Raw genomic sequence first — 18,691 nt, 5'->3', positions numbered from 1 at the left:
AGGTAGAGGTGGTGAGTTAAATGAAAGAAACCCCTTATGTAGAAATGAGATCTATTCATAAATCTTTTTCTGGAAACCAAGTCTTACAAGATGTGAACTTAGAGGTGGAACAGGGTGAAGTTCATGCTCTTATGGGAGAGAATGGAGCAGGTAAATCTACTCTGATGAAGATTTTAACGGGGATTTATAAATATGATGAAGGCTCCATTAAAGTGAATGGTGAAGAAATCACATTTTCTAATCCTAAGGAAGCTGAAAATGCTGGTATTTCAGTTATTCATCAGGAATTAAATGTGATTCCTTATTTAACAGTTTCTCAAAATATGTTTTTAGGAAAAGAAATGCGATATGGCAAAACTGGGATATTGAAAGAAAAAGAAATGAGAGCGAGTACGAAAAATAGCCTTCAGAGATTAGGGATTGATATAAATCCTGATCAAGTATTAGGTGAATTGTCTGTGGGGCAGCAGCAGATGGTGGAAATTGCACGTGCTCTATCTACAAATGCAAAGCTAATCATCATGGATGAACCGACTGCTGCTTTAACGGATCGTGAGATATCTTCACTATTTGATGTAATTCATAATCTTAGAAAATCAGGTGTTAGCATCATATACATCTCGCATCGTTTGGAAGAGATATTTAACATTTGTGACCGAATTACAGTCTTAAGAGATGGAGAATATATTGGAACACAAAATATAGTGGATACAACATTTGAAGAAGTGGTAAGAATGATGGTTGGACGTGAGTTAGGTGAACGTTTCCCTAAAAGAACTACTGTACCCGGGGAAGTTCGATTGAAGGTAACTAATCTATCCAGACCTGGTTGGTTTGAAAAGGTATCCTTTGAGGTCCGTAAAGGTGAAATATTAGGTGTAGCTGGGTTAATGGGTGCGGGAAGAACGGAAATCATGAAAGCTCTTTTTGGAGGCAAAACAAATAAAGCGAAGGGAGACGTTATCCTCAATGGGAAGCCATTAATAATTAAACATCCCGTCGATGCCATTAGGGCTGGAATTGGTTTTATTACAGAGGATAGGAAAGATGAAGGTCTTATTCTTCCGTTTTCGATTCGTGATAATGTTTCTTTAACCAATTTACAAGGACTTTCTTCATTCGGTATTTTGTCTAGAAAAAAAGAAGAAGAACTTGCTAAGGTTACGATTCAAAAACTAAGAATTAAATCAACTGGAGGAGAACAGCTTGTTAAGTCTTTAAGTGGTGGGAATCAGCAAAAAGTTGTAATTGGAAAATGGCTTGCGATTAAACCACAGATACTAATATTAGATGAACCAACTAGAGGTGTCGATATTGGTGCCAAGAAGGAAATCTATCAGATTATGAATCAATTAACAGAAGAAGGGGTTTCCATAATTATGGTTTCTTCCGAATTGCCAGAAGTTCTCGGAATGAGTGATCGTATTGCTGTCATGAGAGAAGGTAAACTGGTTACTATTTTGAACAAGGAAGAAGCAGATCAGGAAAAAATTATGCAGGCTGCAACTGGAGGGGAATAGGATGACCAAAAATATAAAGAATTCCATTCAAAAGCTTGGACCAATGATTGGCCTTGTAATGATCGTAATTGTTCTTTCCTTTATAAGTGAAGATTTCTTTACTCTCGACAATATTTTAAATGTGTTACGTCAAGTTTCCATTAATGCGCTCATTGCATTTGGTATGACTTTTGTTATTTTGACAGGAGGTATTGATCTTTCTGTTGGTTCAATATTGGCATTTTCCAGTGTTTTAACCGCTGGTTTATTAACGAGTGGTATGGACCCATTTTTAGCAGTACTTTTGGGAGCGCTTTCTGGTGGGGTAATGGGCGCGGTCAATGGATTAGCAATAACGAAAGGAAAAGTAGCTCCATTTATTGCGACACTAGCAACGATGACTATCTTTCGCGGACTTACTTTAGTTTATACGGACGGTCGCCCCATCACTGGATTGTCAGACAGCTTTGTTTTTGAAATGATCGGTGGCGGTTATGTATTTGGTGTTCCGTTTCCAGTAATTATCATGATTGTATTTTATGGAATTTGTTTATTTTTGCTTAGTAAAACCGTTTTCGGTAGACAGGTTTATTCCGTTGGTGGAAATGAAGAAGCCTCCATATTGTCAGGGATTAAAACAGATCGAGTGAAAATATGGGTATATTCTATTTCCGGATTGCTCTCGGCTGTTTCAGGGATTATCCTATTAAGCCGTCTAAATTCTGCCCAGCCTACCGCAGGAACAACTTATGAACTGGACGCCATTGCTGCTGTTGTATTAGGTGGTACTAGTTTATCTGGAGGAAGAGGTTGGATATTTGGTACATTTGTCGGTGCACTTATTATTGGTGTTTTAAATAATGGTTTAAATCTACTAAATGTATCTTCCTTCTATCAACAGGTTGTAAAGGGTGGAGTTATTTTACTCGCCGTCTTATTAGATAGAAAAAATGCAAGCTAGTCATTCCTAAATCGTTCTTAACAGTGTTAGATACGCTGTTTAGATAATAAATCTTTTATCCAATAGGAGGGTCAAACAAAATGAAAAATATTTGGAAAACATTTGGATTACTTGTACTTGTTCTTTTAATTGCTGCCGGCTGTTCTACAGAATCACCAACTGCAGATTCTGGGAATGAAGAGGGAGAAAGCCAAAGTTCAGACGATACTTTGTCAATTGGTCTATCAATCTCAACTCAAAACAACCCATTCTTTGTTAGTTTGAAAGAAGGAGCAGAAGCAGCGGCTGAAGAGGCGAGTGTTGAACTAACAACTGTTGATGCTCAAGATGATCCTGCAAAGCAAGTTAGTGATATTGAGGATTTAATCACACAAGAAGTAGATCTTTTACTTATAAATCCTACTGATTCTGCAGCAATTACATCAGCAATCGAATCTGCCAATAAAGCAGATATTCCTGTTATTACGGTTGACCGTAGTGCTGAAGGTGGCGAGGTAGTAGCTCATATTGCTTCCGATAACGTTAAAGGTGGAGAAATGGCTGCAGAGTTTATCGTTGAACAACTTGGCGGTAAAGGCAAAGTCGTGGAGTTACAAGGTATTCCTGGTTCCTCTGCCGCGAATGAGAGAGGTAAAGGATTTCACAATATTGTAGATAATGAAAGTGGAATTGAAGTGGTAGCTTCTCAAACTGCCAACTTCAATCGTGCAGAAGGTCTAAGTGTTATGGAAAATATTATTCAAAGTACTTCTGATTTCCAAGCTGTATTTGCTCATAATGATGAGATGGCATTAGGTGCTTTAGAGGCCCTTAGTGCAGCAGGTATGGAAGATGTAGTTGTCGTAGGTTTTGATGCAACTGACGATGCAAAAGCAGCCGTAGAAGAAGGACGTATGGCAGCTACTATCGCTCAACAACCTAAATTAATTGGTGAAAAAGGTGTAGAAACTGCAATAAAAGTATTTGAAGGTGAAACTGTAGAAGAATTTATTCCAGTTGAGTTGTCGCTTGTTAAATAAAGTAAAATTATAGTAGGTACTAGATATTCAAGAAAGGACTATCGAAAAAAGTCGATAGTCCTTTTGGCTTTTACTCCCCATCATAACTAACCAAATTAGAAAAAATCCTATACCCACCAGGCACCAGATTCTGGATCTGACGGTACCAAACAAGGTTCGTATAAATATAGCTTCCTTCCCCATAATCGGCTAACAAGATACCACCTTCAAATTGATCTCCGTCCAGGTCAGTCATCGTTAAGAAAGTCTCATATTCACTAGACCATTCCATTGGATAGTACAATCCTCGTTCTTGAATCCAACCATCCCAGTCTTTATCGGTAATCACATTTGGTTGATTGAATAGTTCATGTTCTGGCTTTAAGATGTTATATTCAGACGCCTCGTCTGTTACTCTCCATTCAATAGATGGTTGGCCAATCGTTAGTGGATATGGAGCGGTTGTTTCCGCATTCCAGTTATCCCATGGCTTGTTGTACTGAACAACAACGTGACCACCACTTTTTGCATAATCTAATAGCTTTTGATTATGCTCCACTAGGTCTGCTCGAGAAAGGTAGGCGCGGATTCCTGTTACAACCGTATCGAACTGGGACAAATCGGCTGAACTTAAGTCTTCGATTTTTGTAATATCCATTCCTACTTCCGACAGCTTTTCTGCAACTTGATCAAATCCTGATTCTACGTAACCGATTTTCTTGTCTTCCGGGAATTTTAAGTTAAAAGCTACCCCCTTTACATCAGCTGGCTGAATGTTATAGAACGTTCCGATATGGTCGTAGGAGATGACTTGAACGGATTCCTTTATTTCTTTTCCATTTACAATTGCCGTAGGTACAATCTTAAACGGTTCATCTGTTAATTGTTCAGGCGGTGTGATCGTAAAGGACACCGTTTTCTCCGTTTCATCAGAATGAAAAGCTACCGATTTTTCTTGAACTTCTTCCCATCCGTCAGGCAATTGTAGGCCAACATTAGCTTCTAAACTAGCGTGCGTATAGTTTGTTACCGTAATGTCGAATGTCATGGCTTCTCTAGGTTGAGCTGTATTGACGGCTAGTGTTTCTGGATTTGCTTTCAATCCCACTTCTGGAAGAACAGCTACAGTTTCTTCAGGTTGGAACGTGCTGCTTACTTCTTCTTTTCCATACCGGTAGCTTACTTCCGTTGAAAGAACGGATTCATCATAAGGATTATAATAAGGTGCATCCTCAGGTACTTTAACCGAGAACTCTACCGTTTTCTTTTCACCTGGGTCTAATTGGATAGCATTTGCATCCCCATCTACTTTCCACCCATCCGGCGTATTTAATGTAGGCGTCACCTGCTTTAATGCTTTATCTCCGTTGTTAGAAAGCTCAATCGTAACAATTGCTTCTGTTCCTTGAGCTAGTACAGGTTTTTCAACACTAGTAGTTACCTCTAGTCCTGCTGCAACGGTACTTGCTTCCTGAAGTTGCTCCTCTTTTACATCTAAGCGGTGAAGTAAATCGGTTTTGTCGACATTTTTAAAGGAGAACTTTTCTACTTTTTTCTTTGCTTTTCGTAGTTTGTCTAATGCTTCATGTGTTTCTTTTAACACTTTCGAGCTACTAGGATAGGCATCTACTACTTCTTCTAGTTCTTTTTGTACCTGTTTTAGTGCACCTTTTATCTTGTTGTCGGATTTCTTCAGGCTAGCCGCGTAGTCTTCAAAGTCGTACGGAAGTCCTTCAAATAGACTTTCTTCCTGCTCCGGAATATCCCCAACAGCGGACTTTATCAGCTCTAAATACTCGATACGAGAGCCTGGTTCCACTTCGTTGCCCATTCCTTGGCTTTTGTGTAAGTATCTAGACTTCTCTCCAAGTTGAGGGTAAGTCATATCATACACAGGATCATGAGCGCCAATTTCAATTCCTAGTGTTGCTTGCTCCTTTGAAGTAGGTAAGTATAGTTTTTTGATTTGCCAGGTTGTTAGTCCTTCTTCTAGTTGTTCAGGGAAAACAGTAGGATCTGCAGCATCTTCAAAGGCTTTAAGACTTAATCGAGTAATGGCACGGTGATGTCCATGCTGACTCTCAACGTCACGGAAGGAAGGCATGACGATATCCGGTTTGTATGTTCTGATTCTTCGAATGAATCGCTCATAAGTGAGTTCTTCTCCCCACTTCGACAGTGTGTCTCCAGGAGCTTTCGAAAAACCAAAATCATAGATTTCGTCACTAGTCGTCTCACTTAGGTGGAAGACTTTAACCCCGGTAACTTTGGAGGCTTCAATCATTTCTCTTGATCGTATGATACCTAACCCATTTCCAAGTTCTTCGCCAATTTCGTTTTGACCACCTTCTCCACGATTGGCAATAAGACTAGCGGTATGAACTCCAAGCCCTCTGGATAGGTATGCTAACAAGTGGCTTCGTTCATCATCAGGGTGAGCACCCGTATTTAAAAAGCTCGTTATGGTGTCGAGTGGTTTAACAGCACTCCAGAGCTCCTGATTGTGTTGCACATCTGAAGTATTTGCTTTTGTAACAGAAGGTAATGCGATAGGGAAAGCTAGGGTGAGGCTTAAGAGAGATAACATTAACTTTTTAAACAATAGATATTCTCCTCTCTACTTTTAACGTGCTTCTCTTTTAGTGTGTGACGTCTTTAGGATAATTAGTGGATGTTAAGGGAGATTTTTTGGAAGGATATTTTGTTTTAAACATTAGTTATACATTGTGGACCACCTCCGAAAAGTAACCGCTTACTAAAAAGAAGTAAGGGTGTGGTTAGTTAACTTTACGAATCAACTAAGCTTGTTGATGTACTTTTGAGGGTATTCAAAAAGCCTAATCGTGACAAGGGCTGAAAATTAAGCAAAATTGATTCTCTGCTCGTTTTTTCTTAAACATCCTCACGCTTCTTCCTCTTTTCTTGCAAATAAGTCGATTCTCATTCTTTAGGTATATGGTCATAGACCTCAAATGATACTCACGAGAAAATATTTCTTATATATAGTCTTCCAAATAGAAGTTATTTTCCAAAATAGTGCTCAGAGAAAAATAGTTAAAAGTACTCAATTGGAGTATTTGGCCAATTGGGGATATTTAACCACCTCCTTAAATAAACAACCGAAGGGGAATATTCGCCTGTGGAGAGGGAAAAAACGCATGCTGAAAGGGGGAAAAACAAAGCACAAGCGTAAATATACCATTTTCAAAAATAAAAGTCATACTCCGAAGTGTTGGTTAATAAACTAAACTAACCAAACAAAATTAAGCGTTTTCATAAAAATGTGAAGATAAATAAACAATCCACATGTTAAGGGGCTAAACAATGAAGAAGGTACAAAAGGGCAATGCTGCTTATATAAAAAATATGAATAAAAAACTCGTGCTGGGGTCAATAAGAGCCAATCAACCAACTTCTAGAGTTGATATCTCCAAACGGTTGAACATAAGTAAGCCGACGGTGTCTGCGTTGGTGGATCAACTGATTGAAGAGGGATGGATCTATGAAACTGGTAGTGGAGAAAGCACTTCGGTAGGGGGAAGGAAGCCAGTTCATCTCGTCTTCAATCCTGATTTTGCCTATATCGTTGGAGTAGATATTGGAGGAACAAATGTTGTATCTGGGATAGCCAATCTAGACGGTGAAATCTGTACGTATCGAGAATTTCCCACTACAGATTTTAAAGATCAGCAATTATTCAGAAGGATAAAAGATGATGTTCAAGCGATGCTGGAAGAGCTGAATATCGATGGCGATAAGGTTTTAGGGATGGGGGTTGGAGTACCAGGAATCGCAAATTGTGAAAAGGGGATCGTGGTTGAATCGCCCGCACTACAATGGAGGAGTTTTCCTATCAAAGATAGATTACAAGAATTATTCTCTTTTCCCATTTATATAGATAATGATGTGAATATAAACGTATTAGGGGAGCATTGGAAGGGTGCAGGGAGTCGACATTCTAATTTAATATACGTCGCGATTGGAACAGGTGTTGGGAGTGGGATTTTGTTAAATGGTCAGTTATATAGAGGTAGTAATTATAGCGCTGGGGAGATTGGCTATATGGTTACAGACCGCCAACATGCTGCCAACTATCATCCTGTATATGAGGGGTATGGTTTTTTAGAAAGTGTTGCGGGCGGCTCCTCTATCGGGACGCAAGTGTCCAAATTACTTGGTAAGCCAGTCTCTGCAAAAGAGGCTTTTCAATTGTATCAACAAGGTGACAAACAGGTTGGGCCAATTATTGATACAGCTATAGAAAATCTAGCATTAGCCATTGCCAACTATGCTTCATTGTTCGATCCGGAAATCATCATTTTAGGAGGTGGTGTCACCAACTCATATCCGGTTTTTGAACAGAAGTTGAAGGGCATTATCAAGAGATTTACTCCACAGGATTGTGAAGTGGTACCAACAACTTTTGGAAAAGAGGCAGGGATTATTGGCGCAGTTGCATTGTTTTTGAAGGAGAATGACCTTATTTTGGATATTTAATCAAGGGGGTAAAGATGTGAAGGTCTTTAAAGAGAAGGTATTTTTAGCATGTATGCTAGTTGCGGCGTTAGGGTTTGTATTAGTTGGGTGTATGGCCGGAGGTTCAGGTGAAGAGGCATCCGAAGAAGAGAAGTCAGGTAACGAATCCTCAGGTGAGTCAGAAGAGAGTACAAATGAATTAGAGGATAAGGTAGTCGTCTACTCACCTCACGGAAAAGACATTTTAAGTGAATTTGAAAAGCAGTTTGAAGAAGAATATGGCATTGACATGGAATTTTTAGACATGGGTTCCCAAGAGATTTTGGATCGTATTCGATCTGAAAAAAATAACACACAAGCGGATGTATGGTGGGGAGCGCCACAAGTTAACTTCGATCAAGCCAAAGACGAAGGATTACTTGCGGAGTATAAGCCTTCCTATGCAGATGCTTTAGACCCGATGTACCATGATGAAGATTGGAATTGGTCCGGGACTTCTATCACTCCAGAGGTTATTTTGTACAACACGAAAGAAATTTCCGAAGAGGAAGCACCTAAGGATTGGGATGATCTTCTAGATCCGAAATGGAAAGATGAGATTATTATTCGCTATCCGTTAGCATCTGGTACAATGCGCACTATTTATTCTTCAATCATCTATCGGACCTATAAAGATACGCAAAGCCCAGATGAAGGGTATGAATGGTTATCAAAGCTTGATGAAAACACAAAAGAATACGCAGCAAACCCAGAAATTATGTACAACCAAGTGGCAAAAGGCGTAGGTTCTCTTTCCGTGTGGAACATGCCGGATACGGTCATGTTGGCAGAAGAAAAAGGATATCCTTTCGATTATGTGATTCCTGAAAGTGGAACTCCAGTTCTAACAGAAGGTATTGCAATTGTAAAAGATGCGCCACATCCTAAGGCGGCTGAAGCATTCTACGAGTTTGTAAATACAAAGGAAGCGGCAAAATTATTGGCTGAAACGTACTACCGTATCCCAACACGTAGTGACGTGGAAGATTTACCAGCTTGGATTACGGAAACGGAAATTAAACCAATGGATATAGATTGGGCAACGTTCCAAGAAAAATCCCCAGAGTGGATGGAGTACTGGGATAACAATATTAAAAACACAGAAAAAGACAAAAGCGAAGAATAGGTACAGAGGAGTTGTTGTATAGTGTCCGTAGTAGATTTGTCAACGATTACAAAACGGTTTGGTCATATCACGGCAGTCAAAGATCTAAGTTTACTTATTAATGAGGGCGAATTCTTTACCTTTCTAGGTCCGAGTGGATGCGGGAAGACAACAACTCTTAGAATGATTGCCGGTTTTTATTACCCATCAGAAGGAAAAGTTAAATTTAATGATAAAGATATGACAACAGTTCCACCGGAAAAAAGAAATACGGGTATGGTTTTTCAAAACTATGCCCTATTCCCTCATATGACTGTTTTTGAAAACGTAGCTTTTGGGTTAAAGGTAAGAAAGCTTTCTAAGAGTGACATTAAAAAGAAAGTGGAGGATGTTCTTAGTAAAGTTCGGTTAATCGATTATAGTAGTCGTCAGGTTAGTCAATTAAGTGGTGGGCAGCAGCAAAGGGTAGCCCTTGCACGTGCACTTGTCATTGAGCCCGACATATTATTGTTGGATGAGCCTTTAAGTAATCTTGATGCTAGATTAAGAGATGAAATGCGGAATGAAATTTTACGCCTGCAGCGTAATTACAAGATTACGACTATATATGTAACGCACGACCAAGTAGAAGCTTTATCTATGAGTGATCGTATTGCCGTTTTTAATTTTGGAGAATGTCAACAAGTGGGTACACCAACAGAAATCTATAAGAAACCGGTCAATGACTTTGTAGCGGAATTTATTGGCGAAACCAATTTAATATCCGTTCGTTTTGATAAGCTTTTGGATGAACAAGTTGTCTATCATGCTAGTGAATTGAAAAGAGACATCTATGTGAAAAATACCGAATTAAACATTGGGCTTTCAAACCCTAATGACGAACTGGTTATGTCGATTCGGCCAGAGGCCGTTACGGTAAGCAACGATTCCTTAAGTGGAAGGAATATATTTTCTGGAAAAGTAGAACTTGTTCAATTTACTGGGGCATCGGTTCACACGACCGTTGTATTTGAATCAGGTTTAAGAGTGATGGCTACAGACTTGAACAGAGGACCGAGTACTTACTTTAATGAAGGTAGTACGGTTAACGTTCAGTTACCTGAAGATCAAATTCGAATCGTTCCAAAGGTAAGGGAGTGATGTAGATGCTAAATGCAGAAAAAAGGAAAACGATATTACTCCTCATACCAATCATTTTAGTTCTAGTTGGATATGTTCTTTATCCATCTATCGAAACGTTAATAGAAAGTTTTAAAAAGGCCGGTGCCTTTTCTCCCCAAAATTACGCTGATTTCTTCGGGGCTAAAGCAGAGGCTAATTTAGAAGCACTTTGGAACTCTGTCTATATTTCCTTATTGTCTGTTTTATTCAGTGCATTAATAGGGGTGCCGTTAGCTTATATCTTTAATCGTTATGATTTTCCTGGACGAAAATTTTTCTCCAGTGTTGCCATTATGCCAATTGTACTTCCTTCGCTTGTCGGTGTCATGGCCTTTATGTTTTTATATGGGGAAGCGGGTTTGGTACCCAACGCGATTAAGGACTTCCTACATCTATCGGAAATTCCGTTCAGCATTGGTGGAGTAGCAGGTATTTTAATTGTTCATGCGTACACCATGTATCCTTATTTTTATATGACGACATCCTCAGCATTAAATAATCTAGACCCATCATTAGAGGAAGCGGCGTACAATTTAGGGTCAAGTCGTTTTAACGTGTTTTTTAAAGTAACATTACCCCTGTTAACACCAGGTTTAGTTGCGGCTTCGTTACTAGTATTTATGGTGTCGATGGCATCTTTCAGTGCTCCCTTTTTGTTAGCTGGCGGTTATCGTGTTTTAAGCTTACAAATCTATTTTTCTAAAATAAATGGCGACTTGGAAATGGCGGCTACTCAGTCTATGATTCTTTCGGCCGTGTCCATTTCTTTCCTATTATTTATGCGTTGGTTCCAAAATCGTAAAGACTACCGGATGGCCAGTAAAGGAATTGGTGCGCATAGAAGCGAGGTCAGTAATCCTATTCTGAAATGGTCGATGGTCACCATTGGGATCCTAGCAATGATTGTGCTCCTGCTTCCGCACGTTACGTTACTTATTCTTTCCCTTGTTCCGGAGGGCGGTTGGACGTGGCAGACGTACCCACAGGAATTTGGTTTAGAGAATTTTGCATTATTATTTAATGATCCGGAAATCTGGGATCCCGTTCGGAACAGTTTAATTATGGCGTTTATTGCTTGTTTAGGAGTCTTTGTTTTTGGGATTATTACTTCTTATGCATTGGTAAAAAGAAAGTTCTTTGGGAAAAACCTATTAGATATCTTAGTCATGATTCCATGGGCTCTTCCAGCTACAGTTGTTGGGATGAATCTCATTCTTGCCTTTAATCAGCCTTCCATTTTTTCTTTCGGGAAAATACTAGTAGGAACGTTTTGGATATTGCCGCTGGCCTATTTTATAAGGTTTATACCACTTGTCGTGCGATCGACAACGGCTGTTTTAGAGCAAATGGATGATTCAATTGAAGAGGCTGCTCAGAACTTAGGGGCGAAATGGATCTATACATTTAGAAGAGTGGTCATTCCAATCATCATGCCAGGTGTGTTGAGTGGTACATTATTGGCGTTTGTTCAGGCAGTTGGAGAATTCCCTACATCGGTTTTATTATATACGATTGGAAATCGACCAATTTCTATTGAAATTATGAATCAACTCAGAATGTTTAATATTGGTCAAGCAGCTGCTTATGGAATGATACAGGTCGGACTAATCGCCATTGTTCTTTTCGTATCATCCAAGTTTTTTGGAGTTAAAACAGAAAATTCACTGTAGATAGTAGCGTGTCGGAAGGGGTGGCTTATGGTTTTGCTTAAAGACGAATTTGAAAAACGGGACGGAAAGCATTTTCCTGGTAAGATGTACATCGAGGAATTGTTAGAGCCTGTGTTCTATGATCAGCGAGAACATCTCTTTGAAGCGATGTTCTCGATACACAAAGCGCATACAACGATGCTTTCGGAGCAGGACATTTTAACGGAGGCGGAAGCAAACGAAATATTAAGAGGGATTGCCCAGGTAGAAAAGTTGGATAAATCAACTCTCCATTATTCTCCTGAATATGAGGACTTATTTTTCCTAGTTGAGTCCAAAATAGGGGAAATAATTGGGGATGAACTAGCCGGTAAAATGCATATTGCGAAGAGCCGAAATGATATGGGCGAGGCCATGTATCGAATCGTATTACGCGATTATTTGAGGGCTATGGTAAAAGAATCTGACATCCTTTATCGAGTTATCCTGGAAAAGGCAGAAGAACATGTCGAGACAATCATGCCAGCACATACTCATACACAGCCTGCCCAACCGACAACCTTTGGTCACTATATGTTGGCGATAGCAGACAACTTGAGCAGAGATATTCAGAGGTTGGAAAATGCCTTTTCTACCGTAAACAAATCTCCGATGGGTGCCGCGGCAATCACGACAACCGGATTCCCTATTAACAGAGAGCGAGTTGCGGAGCTGCTAGAATTTGATGGGCTCGTTGAAAATTCATACGACGCTATTGCAACAGGGGATTATCTGATTGAATCTGCCCAGGCATTAATAAGCATGATGACGAACATGGGGAGATGGATTCAAGAACTCTTAAGAATGGCGTCTAAGGAAGTAGGCTTACTTCGGGTTTCGGATGCTTACGTACAAATCAGTAGTATTATGCCACAAAAAAGAAATCCAGTTTCCATCGAGCATTCGCGTGCTCTATCCAGTAGCGTCGCTGGAGAAGGGTTAACGGTTCTTCATATGATTCACAATACGCCATATGGGGATATTAACGATACGGAAGACGATCTTCAGCCTCATTTATATGAGGGATTTCGTAAAGGGCTGCGAGTCATTCGACTTATGACAGCTGTACTTTTAACCATGGAATTTAATGAAGAGAGAGCTTTGCAGCAAGCACGAGAAAATATGATTACGATTACCGAATTAGCCGATGTTTTGGCACGGGACTATGGTGTGTCCTTTCGGAAAGCACATCAAAAGGCAAGTATTGTGGCTAGAAAGGCAACTAGTATGGAGAAGGAATTGTATGAGGTAGATGTTAATCAGCTTAATGAGTGGTTAAAAGATGTGGAAATTAGCGAAGAGGACTGGCAAAAAATTGTTGATCCGAGATCTTTTGTGGAAAAAAGGAAGATTACAGGAGGACCGAATCCTAAAATGGTTAAAGGAATGATTGAGGCTCGTAGAAAAGACTTGCTCTAGTTGAAGGGCAGGTCTTTTTTTGATCTATTGAGAATTCCACGGTAACCCGTCAGACTTTAGTGATAAAGTGCCATGAAAGAAGAATTGCAGGAACTTATACCTATAAAACATCTCGCAATCTTGTGACTATCGTATGATTATCTATTTGCTACTTATTTGGTAAAATTTTCATATATATTAGACGGATTTTTATTTTGAATTATCTATAAAACTTTATGCAGTTTGTGGGTAGTCATGATAGTCATGAGAAAGGGGGAAAAGATTTGTCGCAGATTGATATAAAAGTAAATAGGGTCAGATATGTGGATCATGATTTAAGGGATATTGCCTCTCGATTGAGACATGCAGAGAATTCCTTGTCGTCCATCCGATATCATATTGATCCAAATATCCTACATAGACGAAATATTAGTCCACGTCTAGATGAAGCGCTTAAGCAAATCCGCGAGTTAGAAGAACATGTAAACGAATTGCATCGCTTCCTAGATCACTCCATGGAACTCTACATAAAAGCTGACCGAAAAGTGAATTCCTTAGAACTCAAAGAACCCGAAAAGAAATCCATATGGGATCGAATTAAAGAAGGGTTTGACGTGGTTTCCGATTCCGTAACAGGATTTATTGATGGGATAGTAGACGCAGTAGTTTCTACTGTAGAGGGTCTATGGAATATCGTTACCCATCCCGTTGAAACAATTAATGGAATCGTCTATTTCGTCCAACATCCTGTAGAAACTAGTAAAAACATCTGGAATGCTATCGCTGAGTCGTGGGAAAACGACGTCATCAACGGCGACGCCGAAAGCCGCGGCAATTGGTTTGGACGTGCATTCGGAGAAGTTGCGCTTGCCGTAGTGGGTACCAAAGGTATCGATAAAGCGGTAAAATTAACGAAAGGTGCGAAGTTTGTTGAGGAAGCTGGTGGGGTTAGGGTTACTAAGGGCCTTACATTTAATAATCCAGGAGAATACTTTAACCATATCAATGACATAGGCAAACGAACAGATTTAACAAGTGAACAAAAATTCGCAAAGATTCAAGAAGCATATGCAGCATTTGATGTAAAAGGTGATGTTACTGTTGTCTCCGACATGAAGTTTTTGAAGCCAGAGGGATTTGTTGATGGGAGAATGAATATAGACTGGCCAGATAAGATGGGATTTGCTGACGATTCAATCCAGACAATTCACAGAAGTAACCCATTACCAGAAAAATGGGATAGAGTTGGCGGAAAGGGTGGAGAGAATTTCACTACTTTACCTGATAATGGAATTCCATACACTTATGATCAACGTGCTATACCTTATCTAGAAAACCCTTCGGCAAGACACGTTGGAACTTTTGATAATGAATCTTATTTTGATGCTATTGATTCTATAAGAAATGGGAATCTTGAAGAGTTAAATAAAGTTATTGTGGCAAATGGAAAGAATCCAATTTCTAATGTAGACTTTATAGATTTTAGGGCGCATTACGACGACTTTCAGAACAATATAAATAATGTGATTGGAAATACAGATGCAACATATGGAGTAAAAGGTACTGCTGCTCCGTGGATAAATAGTTCTACGGGAGAGAAGCTAATGAATGGCGGAGCAGAACAAATCGTAACACCATTAAATGCTGAGATGTTAGAAATGATTGGAATCATTCCGAAATACTAGGAGGTTAAAATAACATGACTAAGCAAGAGTTTCTAAAAAGATTTGAATCTGAAAAACTGAACATAGGTGAATATATTATGATGCTCGACAAGATATCAGATGCTTCGCTTGTAATGGGATGTGCATTTGATAAGGGTATGTGGAAAGTTTATAAAACAAAAGAGCGGGGGGGTCACTATATAATTAAAGAAACTAATAGTGAAAATGAAGCATTTGATTTTTTTTATGAATTAGTTTTAAGCAAACATAACAGAGTTAACAATTAAAATTATTATAATTGCAGTCATGGAGCAACTGATAAAAAGTTGCTTCATTCTCTTTTTAAGAGATTAATTTTGACTTGGTTGAGGATATTAGAAAAACTCCGAAAATCAATAAATTGGATATTTAACCAACAAGATGTAGAAAAAACTAAGAAACACATTACAGATTACCTATATATAGAAAATGAAAAACTAATTTTATTAATTAGACGGTTTTAACGAGGATGGAACAATTCGGTTTTGTTTGCATTCATCTGATGAACTAGGAATATCAAGATTTGAGGGTCATCTTAATATAGATATTTCGTTGTTGAATGGGTAAAAGAAAATAACTTATATCCAGATTTCTATTTTTCATTAAATCCAATCAGTGGAAAGCTTGATAGGCACTTCAGGTTATATTAAACCTCCCCTTTTAAACTTAAGAATTATGAAGTTGATACTAGACTTTGAGTATAGCTAAATGAAATAAGAATTGGTCATGGTAGGTAGGAGGACATTATGGATAAGAAAGCTGGATTATTAACCCAAATAGAAATAGTTATAGCATTACTTGAAAAGCAGTGTTTTATTGAAATAAAAAGTGGAGTTCTTCAGTTAATCTATGAGAGGTATAAGAAGGCATTAATCGCTTTAGAAAAAGAAAATAGTATTAATAATTTAAATATTGCTGGCGGTGTAAGAGCTTATATGGACAGTTACAGCGATTATAACAATCCACTATTAGAAGAGATGCACAAAGCAGAAAAATTGTATGGGAAATTGATATAGTTTCACCTTATGGGTTAAACATTTGGTTTATAGTTTACTCAAAAACCTACTCCCGTCAATCGATTACCAGATTGAATAAACCTTAAAATGCTACTTCTTTTAAAGGATATTAATTATAGTTCTACATATGTTGTTAATAACTACTAATCCCTCAATAGATGGAATGATTATTTACACCATTATTTAAATAGAAAAGAGGTAAGCAATGATAGATAAGTTGTTTTATCAGAGTAACCAAGTTAGTTGGTCTTTTCTTGATAAAAAAGTGAGTGTTGAATTGGACCATATAATTACTGCTTCTGAGAATACTACTAACAGATATATTATCATTGATACAGGAGAAAAATTTATTTCAACTAGGGTTTACTATTATAGTTTTGATGGGAATTTGCTAATGATGTATGACTTACCAAAAGGATTACTAGAATGGAGTTTCAATGGGCATATAAATAAAATTACTACAGAAGAGCTAAGAGATGTTGGTTATTTTATTAGCAATAAAACCATTCTGATCATGAGTCAATTGGAAAAAACCAATATAACTGCTTTAAATTTAAATGGAGATTACCTTTATGAGATTAGTAGTCTAGAAGGGTACGAAATGAAGTTTTTTCAGGAACTACCAGAACATGTTTCTATTGTTTGCGATGGAGATACCAACCATATTGATAAATTTGGAAGAAATAGAGTGAATTTTAAACTAGATATTTCAACAGGAAAATTAAGTAAAGGTGGGATAGCATACTAACAAATAGACTAGGAGAGGTGAAAATATGACCGGTAGAAGAATGATAGATAGATGGGAAGATGACAGTAAAAGTTTTCTTTTTCTAAATTTTAAGGAAAAAGTCAAACCCACTCTATATGGTGGAATCATCGGGGATTTACTGGGAGTTCCTGTTGAATTCAAGAAAAGAGGCACGTTTAATGTTCAAGATGTAACAGGTTATGGCACATATAATCAACCCCCAGGAACATGGTCTGATGATACTTCTTTAACTTTGTGCTTGGCTGAGAATATAAAAGAGCAAGGTACTATAGATGATTTAATGAAAAAATTCGTTCAATATCAAGATAAGGGGTATTTAACCCCTTTTGGAAAGATGTTTGATATTGGAAGAACTACAGCTGATGCTATCACTAACTATAAAAATGGGACTTCACCTGAAAAATGCGGTGGCCAATCTGAGTATGATAATGGAAATGGCGCCATTATGAGAATCTCACCGCTAGTTTTCAGACTTTATAATGAATTTGACTTTGTAAAAAAATCTGAGATTATAAAGAAATATACTGAAATTACTCATGCACATCCTCGGGCAATAGTAGGTTCCATTATATATGTGGAGCTATTACTGAGAATTTATCATAATAGATCTCTTGAGAATTCACTACAAGATGTACATAAGCTTTTTACAGAGAATTTCAAAGAAGATCATGAATACTCAAAAGAGTTGAAACACTATAACCGTATCTTAGATGAAGACTTTTTTGGAACACCACAAGAAAAAATTATATCAGACGGCTATGTAGTTCATACGCTTGAAGCTGCGATATGGTGTTTAGGAAACACAACCTCATTTAAAGATGCTATTCTGAAAGCGGTGAATCTAGGTGAAGATACGGACACGGTAGCTTCCATAACAGGATCATTGGCAGGGATGTATTATAAAATGGATGGAATTCCAGAAGTGTGGTTAGAAAAAATAGTTAGAAAACATGATGTTGATCAACTAATAAAAGAGTTTTATGAGTTTTGTGCAAATAAGGCTATTGTGGAAGAGTATGGAAGTTTGTAAAGGAGTAGTTTATATTTGATAAGGACATTAGATTGTATGAATTTTAACACAGTTCTGGCTTGATAAGATAACTGTAAGTGCGAATTTGCAAAAATCATGTTATCAGTTATAATACACACATAATAAAAGCCGAAGCGCTCCAACGCTTCGGCAAATCGATAGTATATCCGCAGTAGTACGGTCGCTGTGGAACCTTTGTGAAAATAATCCACCTGTCAGTCCAGCACAGACGTTAACGGGTGGATTATTTTTTGTTCATCTTGTCTATTAGTACGACGACTAGATTTACTAAGGCTACGATGAATATTCCTATTGTAATCATGATTTGTACGTCATATCTTTTTATGACAAATGTGCAACATCTAATATTCTTGGAATGGCTAAATTATTATTATGATACTTAGAAAAAAGACCTGCTTCCTATCAAAGAGCAGATCTTAGACGTTATTCCTCATTAAACCAAAGCGGGTCCTCATTATCAACATCACCATTGTAATTAATCAATATTTCTTCACCAGCTTTAATATCTTTGTGGGCAAAAAATTCAAAAGTATGGTCATGAAAGTTGATTTTATAGTCCGCGTTTGGCGTATAAGAGTGGTTAAAAAGCATGCCATATCCTAAAACAACGGCGGTATGATTTATTCCATATTCAAATACGTAATCTTCGAGAACGGTGTGTTCTATTAATTCGTGCTGTTTATTAGGGTAAGGAATGACAGGGGCTATATGGAAGCTTACTCCTTTTTTTATATCACTTTTAGCGAAAACCCCTCTATTAAATTCCCCATCACTTAGTGTGGAAGTTTTTATTTCGATCATAATGGTTCACCGTATATCCTTTCAAT

General features: G+C 38.1%; 16 protein-coding genes. 13 read left to right on the top strand and 3 right to left on the bottom strand.

What is annotated here, in order from left to right; translation table 11 throughout:
• Nucleotides 1–20: 20 nt before the first annotated feature.
• The 3 genes from KO561_RS16700 to rbsB all read left to right on the top strand — a co-directional run bounded on the left by KO561_RS16700 (nt 21) and on the right by rbsB (nt 3,479).
• The gene (locus tag KO561_RS16700) at nt 21–1,520 is read left to right on the top strand and encodes a sugar ABC transporter ATP-binding protein (RefSeq protein ID WP_231094423.1); all 1,500 of its coding nucleotides are present in this window, start codon (nt 21–23) and stop codon (nt 1,518–1,520) included.
• A 1-nt stretch (nt 1,521) separates the two neighbouring features.
• A complete protein-coding gene (locus KO561_RS16695) occupies nt 1,522–2,460 on the top strand; it encodes an ABC transporter permease (RefSeq protein WP_231094422.1) in 939 nt (312 codons plus the stop codon).
• Nucleotides 2,461–2,540: 80 nt separating this feature from the next.
• On the top strand, nt 2,541–3,479 hold the full coding sequence (gene rbsB / locus KO561_RS16690) for a ribose ABC transporter substrate-binding protein RbsB (protein ID WP_231094421.1): 939 nt from the start codon (nt 2,541–2,543) through the stop codon (nt 3,477–3,479).
• Nucleotides 3,480–3,549: 70 nt separating this feature from the next.
• On the opposite strand, the gene KO561_RS16685 is transcribed toward rbsB, so the two are convergent.
• Nucleotides 3,550–6,060, bottom strand: coding sequence for an NEW3 domain-containing protein (locus tag KO561_RS16685; protein ID WP_231094419.1), 2,511 nt, complete (start codon nt 6,058–6,060; stop codon nt 3,550–3,552).
• 722 nt (nt 6,061–6,782) lie between these two features.
• On the opposite strand from KO561_RS16685, the gene KO561_RS16680 reads away from it, so the two are divergent.
• From KO561_RS16680 to KO561_RS16635, 10 genes are all read left to right on the top strand, one after another.
• A complete protein-coding gene (locus KO561_RS16680; RefSeq protein ID WP_231094417.1) occupies nt 6,783–7,955 on the top strand; it encodes an ROK family transcriptional regulator in 1,173 nt (390 codons plus the stop codon).
• Nucleotides 7,956–7,971: 16 nt separating this feature from the next.
• The gene (locus tag KO561_RS16675) at nt 7,972–9,099 is read left to right on the top strand and encodes an extracellular solute-binding protein (RefSeq protein ID WP_231094416.1); all 1,128 of its coding nucleotides are present in this window, start codon (nt 7,972–7,974) and stop codon (nt 9,097–9,099) included.
• Between the two features lie 21 nt (nt 9,100–9,120).
• The gene (locus KO561_RS16670; RefSeq protein ID WP_231094414.1) at nt 9,121–10,218 is read left to right on the top strand and encodes an ABC transporter ATP-binding protein; all 1,098 of its coding nucleotides are present in this window, start codon (nt 9,121–9,123) and stop codon (nt 10,216–10,218) included.
• 5 nt (nt 10,219–10,223) lie between these two features.
• Nucleotides 10,224–11,909, top strand: a complete 1,686-nt coding sequence (locus KO561_RS16665) for an ABC transporter permease (RefSeq protein ID WP_231094411.1) — start codon at nt 10,224–10,226, stop codon at nt 11,907–11,909.
• 27 nt (nt 11,910–11,936) lie between these two features.
• Nucleotides 11,937–13,346: an argininosuccinate lyase gene (gene argH, locus KO561_RS16660; RefSeq protein ID WP_231094409.1), complete on the top strand. Its 1,410-nt coding sequence runs from the start codon at nt 11,937–11,939 to the stop codon at nt 13,344–13,346.
• A 263-nt stretch (nt 13,347–13,609) separates the two neighbouring features.
• Nucleotides 13,610–15,010: a hypothetical protein gene (locus tag KO561_RS16655; protein WP_231094408.1), complete on the top strand. Its 1,401-nt coding sequence runs from the start codon at nt 13,610–13,612 to the stop codon at nt 15,008–15,010.
• 14 nt (nt 15,011–15,024) lie between these two features.
• The gene (locus KO561_RS16650; protein ID WP_231094406.1) at nt 15,025–15,276 is read left to right on the top strand and encodes a hypothetical protein; all 252 of its coding nucleotides are present in this window, start codon (nt 15,025–15,027) and stop codon (nt 15,274–15,276) included.
• Between the two features lie 498 nt (nt 15,277–15,774).
• A complete protein-coding gene (locus KO561_RS16645; RefSeq protein WP_231094405.1) occupies nt 15,775–16,044 on the top strand; it encodes a hypothetical protein in 270 nt (89 codons plus the stop codon).
• 205 nt (nt 16,045–16,249) lie between these two features.
• Nucleotides 16,250–16,792 (top strand): hypothetical protein, encoded by a 543-nt coding sequence (locus tag KO561_RS16640; protein WP_231094403.1) that lies wholly within the window; start codon nt 16,250–16,252, stop codon nt 16,790–16,792.
• Nucleotides 16,793–16,817: 25 nt separating this feature from the next.
• Nucleotides 16,818–17,843 carry an ADP-ribosylglycohydrolase family protein gene (locus KO561_RS16635; RefSeq protein ID WP_231094401.1) on the top strand — a complete coding sequence of 342 codons (1,026 nt, stop codon included), beginning with the start codon at nt 16,818–16,820 and terminating at the stop codon, nt 17,841–17,843.
• Between the two features lie 244 nt (nt 17,844–18,087).
• Here the strand turns inward: KO561_RS16635 and KO561_RS20600 are convergent, their stop codons facing one another.
• Together KO561_RS20600 and KO561_RS16630 are read right to left on the bottom strand one after the other, a co-directional pair.
• Nucleotides 18,088–18,165, bottom strand: a complete 78-nt coding sequence (locus KO561_RS20600; RefSeq protein ID WP_408004880.1) for a putative holin-like toxin — start codon at nt 18,163–18,165, stop codon at nt 18,088–18,090.
• A 122-nt stretch (nt 18,166–18,287) separates the two neighbouring features.
• Nucleotides 18,288–18,665, bottom strand: a complete 378-nt coding sequence (locus tag KO561_RS16630) for an SET domain-containing protein (RefSeq protein ID WP_231094399.1) — start codon at nt 18,663–18,665, stop codon at nt 18,288–18,290.
• Between the last annotated feature and the right edge of the window lie 26 nt (nt 18,666–18,691).

Source organism: Radiobacillus kanasensis (assembly GCF_021049245.1).
GTDB lineage: Bacteria > Bacillota > Bacilli > Bacillales > Amphibacillaceae > Radiobacillus > Radiobacillus kanasensis.
This window is presented reverse-complemented; position numbering and strand designations above follow the sequence as displayed.

Bases quoted from the DNA above. Each gene is read 5' to 3' on its own strand.
- KO561_RS16700 (WP_231094423.1), top strand. From the start codon at position 21: ATGAAAGAAACCCCTTATGTAGAAATGAGATCTATTCATAAATCTTTT.
- KO561_RS16695 (WP_231094422.1), top strand. From the start codon at position 1,522: ATGACCAAAAATATAAAGAATTCCATTCAAAAGCTTGGACCAATGATT.
- rbsB (WP_231094421.1), top strand. From the start codon at position 2,541: ATGAAAAATATTTGGAAAACATTTGGATTACTTGTACTTGTTCTTTTA.
- KO561_RS16680 (WP_231094417.1), top strand. From the start codon at position 6,783: ATGAAGAAGGTACAAAAGGGCAATGCTGCTTATATAAAAAATATGAAT.
- KO561_RS16665 (WP_231094411.1), top strand. From the start codon at position 10,224: ATGCTAAATGCAGAAAAAAGGAAAACGATATTACTCCTCATACCAATC.
- argH (WP_231094409.1), top strand. From the start codon at position 11,937: ATGGTTTTGCTTAAAGACGAATTTGAAAAACGGGACGGAAAGCATTTT.
- KO561_RS16650 (WP_231094406.1), top strand. From the start codon at position 15,025: ATGACTAAGCAAGAGTTTCTAAAAAGATTTGAATCTGAAAAACTGAAC.
- KO561_RS16645 (WP_231094405.1), top strand. From the start codon at position 15,775: ATGGATAAGAAAGCTGGATTATTAACCCAAATAGAAATAGTTATAGCA.
- KO561_RS16640 (WP_231094403.1), top strand. From the start codon at position 16,250: ATGATAGATAAGTTGTTTTATCAGAGTAACCAAGTTAGTTGGTCTTTT.
- KO561_RS16635 (WP_231094401.1), top strand. From the start codon at position 16,818: ATGACCGGTAGAAGAATGATAGATAGATGGGAAGATGACAGTAAAAGT.
- KO561_RS20600 (WP_408004880.1), bottom strand. From the start codon at position 18,165: ATGATTACAATAGGAATATTCATCGTAGCCTTAGTAAATCTAGTCGTC.
- KO561_RS16630 (WP_231094399.1), bottom strand. From the start codon at position 18,665: ATGATCGAAATAAAAACTTCCACACTAAGTGATGGGGAATTTAATAGA.